Origin of the sequence: Achromobacter sp. SIMBA_011 (assembly GCF_046535435.1) — a bacterium.
GTDB lineage: Bacteria > Pseudomonadota > Gammaproteobacteria > Burkholderiales > Burkholderiaceae_B > Achromobacter > Achromobacter dolens.
Window position 1 is genome coordinate 1 of sequence record NZ_JAWRWN010000804.1, and the last position, 256, is coordinate 256.

Annotated in this window: 1 protein-coding gene; it reads left to right on the forward strand. The window is 59.0% G+C overall.

From position 1 onward, the window contains the following. Window positions 1-79 precede the first annotated feature (79 nt). Window positions 80-256, forward strand: a 177-nt coding sequence (locus tag SB816_RS33210; protein ID WP_410548406.1) for a YMGG-like glycine zipper-containing protein, incomplete at its 3' end; no start/stop codon positions are given.

Sequence of the window (256 nt, forward strand, 5' to 3'; positions counted from 1 at the left end):
TCGGAGGTAGCAGTCGCCGCAGATAAATATGGGACGCCTACCGAGCCGAAGAGCTCATTGTAACGTTGGAGAGAGTTTCATGAAAAAGGCAATCATATTTGCGCTGGTCGGCCTGTCGCTTGCAAGCTGCACGCAGACTGAAAAGGGAGCTTCGATCGGTGCCGTTTCCGGTGCGGTCCTTGGCGGCGCTATCACGGGCAATGTTCGTGGCGCGGCAGTGGGCGCAGCGATCGGCGGCGTAGGCGGCGCATTGATC